This window comes from Piscinibacter defluvii, from assembly GCF_004011805.1.
Classification (GTDB): Bacteria; Pseudomonadota; Gammaproteobacteria; order Burkholderiales; family Burkholderiaceae_C; genus Piscinibacter; species Piscinibacter defluvii.
Genome location: NZ_RCHJ01000062.1, coordinates 1 through 5,045 on the forward strand (window position 1 = coordinate 1; position 5,045 = coordinate 5,045).

The following is a 5,045-nucleotide window of genomic DNA, read 5'->3' on the forward strand; positions in this document are numbered from 1 at the left end:
TGGCGCCAGAAGGCCTGTGCAGCAACGTTGGCAGGCATTTGACCAACTTCCCATGGGCCGGGATGGCTGAAGAAGGCGTGCTTTGCCAGTTCCAGCCCGGCCCCACCCCTGCGGTGGCGCTTCAGGATGAAGAACTGCTCCATCCATGAGCCACCATGAGCCCTCCGCAAGAGTGACGCAAGCCGGGGCAACCAAGGCAAAGCCGACGTACTGCGAACCCTGCAGGGCAACATGAGCGAAGAAGTGAGTTGCCTGCTGGTAGCGGCTCAAGTCATACCCGTATCGAGCCTGCGCGTCGGGTTCCTGGTGCCAAATGTCAGAGAGCTCGTACTGATAGAGCTCCAGCATCTGCTGAAGAGCGGAGAAGTCCGGCGCTTCGGCTTTGCGGCAGGTGAGGGGCATAGGTGCCGGCTTCTGCGGCCTAACGTTTGAGCTGAGGCGACCGCCACGGGTTGGCGCTTGGGCCGCGAGGCGGATGATAAGAACAAGCGCCTCGCGGACCAAGTGCCAAGCCGTGGAGGGTCGCCTCGAGCGAAGGGTTAGGGCGCACTCTGGGACAGCCGCTTGATGGCGAGCCGTAGCATTGCCTGCTGTGCTTTGCTAAGCATGTGGGCGCGTGGCTGCAGAAGTTCGACAACCTTTGAAAACTGCCCCGCATGAAATGCTTGTGACGCCAGGGCGGTACAACGCGAAAGCTCAGCGTCTTCGTATGCCTCGCGCGCTTCAGCGCGTAGAGCAGTTTCGTGATTCAGCACTTCTTGCAATGCCGCGAAATCGCCAGCAAGGAAATCGGGAGCGGATTGCCGCAGAGCCGCCGCAAAGAACTGCATCTCTTCCAACTGTCCACGTCTATCGCCGAAGCGAGGCGCCAGGAGGTGGGGGGTTCGGAGGTGCATGAGTGTGCACAGGGAGAACTGGCTCTCGATAGTGCCGAGCGTTCCGATGGTGCCTAGTTCGACCGCCAACGACATGCCATAGCTCAACCCCTGAACGCAGACAAACCTCCCCGAGCGCGCGAAGAAGGTTGTGAACGGGCCGTCCAAAGGCGAGGGAGCGCTAGTTACCTGGTAGCCGTAGACGGAAGTCAGGTAGTCAAAGTGCTGGCGAGCACCGAGTTGGAACTCGGCAGCATTCGGTGTGTAGTACTCGGTCATGCGCTGTGCGCCCTAACGTTTGAGCTGAGCGGACGCCACCGGCAAGGCGCTTGGGCCGCGAGACGGATGATGACACGGGCAGGCTCGCGGCCCAAGTGCCTTGCCGGTGGCGGTCCGCTCGAGCGAAGGGTTAGGCCTCACCTCACACTGGCGCCACCTTTGGCGCAAAGAGAAACCACGCCATCGCAAACGCAGTTCCTAGCCCAAGAGCAAACACCATGAGGCCAAGGAGGGCACGGGCAAGCTTGGAGCGAACAAGGTCCGGGGAAATCTTGACCTTGTCAGGCAGGACAAGCACCGCGACACCAAGCAGCACGAGTACGACAGCGCTGACCCAACTGTTCCCAACGCGGCGGAGCAATCCGGCGGCGTCGGTAAGCTTCGCGTCCAGAATATCTCCATGGAAGGTGAGGGGGGCGTCCCGGTCTCCGACATAGATGAACTGCAGGCGGGCACCGACACCAGGATCGAGATGAGACCAAGCAAGCAACAGCCTCGGGCCACCTCCGTCAACTGGAGTTTGCTCGGAAATGCGGAAGTTGGAGATCGCAGGCTTGTTCTGACCTACTACTTTCGCGTCAAGTACACGATGATGGACGGGAAACTCGACGAAGACTGGTGTTCGCACGTCAGACGGTTCAATGGGCAACCCTCCGTCGTTCCAGAAGGACACTTCAACGACGTAGATGTCGCCTTGGACTGCCTTCCCTTCGGCATCTACGACAGTGAACCTCGGGGAGGTTACGCTCTTCGAGAAGATCTGACTGCTTGTTCGCACTAGATAGACTGGCTCTCTCTTCTGTATGGAGGCCACGTAGAAGTAGACGCTGAGGAGCAGAGAAACTACGGCAATTGTGGTGCTGACCAGGTTGAAAGGCTTCCGCAGTTCTTCGAACAGAGTCATGCTCGATTCCCTCGACGCGATTGATGGTCCGACATCGCTCGATGTTCGTTGTGAGGCCTAACGTTTGAGCTGAGGCGCGAGCGCCGGGATGGCGCTTGGGCCGCGAGGCGGAGCATAGACCTGAGAGCCTCGCAGCCCAAGTGCCATGCCGGTGCGAGTCGGCTCCAGCGAAGGGTTAGGCGTCACTGGGTGAGCCTGCTCAGTACGGAGGCAATCTCGACTGGGATGGTTGCGACGATGATGCCTGTCACTAGCCAACCAAGACCGGCGACCTCAAGGTAGAGCGTGTCAGCCGCAATCCCTTCCAGCAGGCGTCTGGTGTCCTGGAGTTGGGCGCCTCTGTGGTTGCGCTCAGTTTCGATCTCCAAGCGAAGCTCGCGAATGCTTGCGCCAACACGGGTGTCGAAGCTGCTGAGTTGATCTCGAAGAGAGGAGAGATTCTCGCGAATCGCATCCAGTTGCGCTTCAAAGGACTGATCGAGCCGTGGCCCGCGCCAGACAGTAGCGTCAGCACCATCCGATGCGATCGCGATTTCCGCTCCCTGGACTTCGATCGTGATGCTGCGCGGCCGTAAAGACGGAGCCCGCTTAAGCCAGGCGATCGCGAACTGCAGTACCGGTGTTCGTCCAAAGGACTTTCCTCGGCCGCGAAGCGTGTAAGCAACAACGCTGACTCCTAGCAGCTGCAAGAGTAGGCCACCGTAGCGAAGGCCATCTTCCACCGTGGCTGCGATCTTCGGCGGCACGAGGAGAAGCAAAACGAGGACGGCGACGAAGGTCCAGAACGTCGGAATCTCGGTGAGCCAGTGCCAGACTCGCGTTAGCCAGGATCGGAGGTGCATGACCATGGGTGCGGGTGTGACGCCTAACGTTTGAGCTGAGGCGACCGCCGCGGATTGGCGCTTGGGCCGCGAGACGGATGATGGACCACAACGTCTCGCGGCCCAAGTGCCAAGCCGTGGAGGGTCGCCTCGAGCGAAGGGTTAGGCCTCACTCGCGAGAAGCACACAAGAGGACCGATCGGCGAACTCACCACCAGGCAGCCCCCAAGCGTGCGCGTACGTAAGCGTGCCACTCTTGGAGAGGGATATGGATATCTCCTCGCGGAAGCGATCACGTTCGCCTCTGTCACCGAACGCGAACACCATTGTCTCCGCTTGCTCCCCGGAAGACGCTGACCTCTGCTGGTGCGGGTAGACCGCCGGCAACTCGCTCATGACAGGGCACAAGCAAAGTGTTCCGTCGTTCTGGCGGCCAACCAACGCGGCCTCCTCGTGCACAAGCGAGCCGTCTTGGAGTCTGGCGACATAGCTAAGGAGCACCGCAGCGCCTTCGACCAGCGGCTGCACGCGGACTTGCCCAGTGAAGCGCTCGCCCTCGTGATTGATGCCTTCGCCTTGAAAGGACGTGGGGCCGCTTGCGAGTGCGCGGAGAAGGTCCATGTGAGGCCTAACGTTTGAGCTGAGGGGCCGTAGCCGGGAAGGCGCTTGGCCCGCGAGGCGGATGATGACAGCGAGCGCCTCGCGGGCCAAGTGCCTTGCCGGCGGAGGTTCCCCTCGAGCGACCAGTTAGGCCTCGGCCCTGGTGGCACGCGCATCGTTGACGCCGACGTCACCGCTTGGGAGCCAAGGTGGCCAATGCCTGGGCGGCGGAGTTCATGCCGGACTCACGAACTACCTGCGCCTGCACGGCGCTGGCCGAAGGCACAGTCTTCCGAGGGCGCAGGTACCACTGACAAGCTGACAGGGGAGGTTGCCCAGTACAGCCGCAGGTCCGAGCTACTCGCCAGCCGAGAGGCCGTGACCTAAGGCATAGCTCGTCCGAGCTTGCTGTCGCCGCGCTTCTGCGCGGCGCTCGTGGGTCTAGATTGGGAAGCGCGCTTGGTGGCACGACTGCGATGCCCGAACTGCTAGCGCGCTCCGAGGCCTAACGTTTGAGCTGAGGCGACCGCCGCGGATTGGCGCTTGGGCCGCGAGGCGGATGATGACACTGGCCGGCTCGCGGCCCAAACGCCAAGCCGTGGAGGGTCGCCTCGAGCGAAGGGTTAGGCCGCTCTGCGCGCTGGAGCCAGGAGGGGAGGGCACCTTCAGGACCAACGGTTCTTCAGCCTCAGCGCTAACGCGGCCAAGACTGCGCCGACGATCGCCCCAACTGCCCCAATGAGGATTGCGGTTCCGTCGAGTACGCTCGCCTGGTTCTGGGCTTCTGACTGAAGCGTGCCATGAACTGCTTGCCAATCGGCGGCGGTGAACTGCGTCATGGCGCGTGCCTCGGGAATGCCGTACACGCACACCTCGCCTCCGGGCAGCTTGCAGAAGCGCTGACTTGGACACTTAGTCAGGATGCTCTGCGGAGCCCCCTCTCCGCAGGTCGCTCCGGCACTGCGAAGAACCTGCAGTGTGACCTCGGGATGCTTGGTGAGCTGCTCTGGCATGTTGGCCCCCGTGATGCGGAGTGGCTGGAGGCCAAGAGTAGCGCGTGACCGCAAGACTTGCCGTCGAGCGGCCTAACGTTTGAGCTGAGGGGCCGACGCCGGGATGGCGCTTGGCCCGCGAGGCGGATGATGACAGCGAGCGACTCGCGGGCCAAGTGCCATGCCGGTGGAGGTCCCGCTCCAGCGAAGAGTTAGGCCTCGGTCCTTGGGCTGGAGCCTTGACCGCTACTGCCCGGCGGGCGGTTGCCAGAGTTCAACCTTGTTGCCCTCTGGGTCCATGACCCAGCCGAACTTTCCGTACTCTGAGTCGTCGGTCTTCTCCAGCACTTGGCAACCTTCTTCCCGGAGCGCTTGGAGTAGAGCAGCCAGATCTTCAACCCGATAGTTCACCATGAATGGCGAAGTGCTTGGCGCGAAGTAGTTGCTGTCAGCGGCTCCGATGGACCAGATGGTGGTTCCCTTCATCGGATTTCCTGCGCTATCGGACCAAGTGAAGGGGCGATGTCCCGGAGTCTGTTGAACGCATGAGCTGAGGTGGCGGCTCCTTCGACCC

Annotated in this window: 5 protein-coding genes; all 5 read right to left on the reverse strand. The window is 61.9% G+C overall.

Annotated features, from left to right (window positions below; all coding sequences use genetic code 11):
* Positions 1-539: 539 nt before the first annotated feature.
* On the reverse strand, positions 540-1,154 hold the full coding sequence (locus tag D9C15_RS32500) for a hypothetical protein (RefSeq protein ID WP_128003605.1): 615 nt from the start codon (positions 1,152-1,154) through the stop codon (positions 540-542).
* 142 nt (positions 1,155-1,296) lie between these two features.
* Entirely contained in the window at positions 1,297-2,058 is a 762-nt protein-coding gene (locus D9C15_RS32505; RefSeq protein WP_128003606.1) for a hypothetical protein, read from the reverse strand.
* Between the two features lie 182 nt (positions 2,059-2,240).
* Positions 2,241-2,906, reverse strand: coding sequence for a hypothetical protein (locus D9C15_RS32510; protein ID WP_128003607.1), 666 nt, complete (start codon positions 2,904-2,906; stop codon positions 2,241-2,243).
* A gap of 1,238 nt (positions 2,907-4,144) precedes the next feature.
* Positions 4,145-4,492 (reverse strand): hypothetical protein, encoded by a 348-nt coding sequence (locus D9C15_RS32515; protein WP_128003608.1) that lies wholly within the window; start codon positions 4,490-4,492, stop codon positions 4,145-4,147.
* Between the two features lie 225 nt (positions 4,493-4,717).
* The gene (locus tag D9C15_RS33825; RefSeq protein ID WP_240668683.1) at positions 4,718-4,957 is read right to left on the reverse strand and encodes a VOC family protein; all 240 of its coding nucleotides are present in this window, start codon (positions 4,955-4,957) and stop codon (positions 4,718-4,720) included.
* Positions 4,958-5,045: the final 88 nt, after the last annotated feature.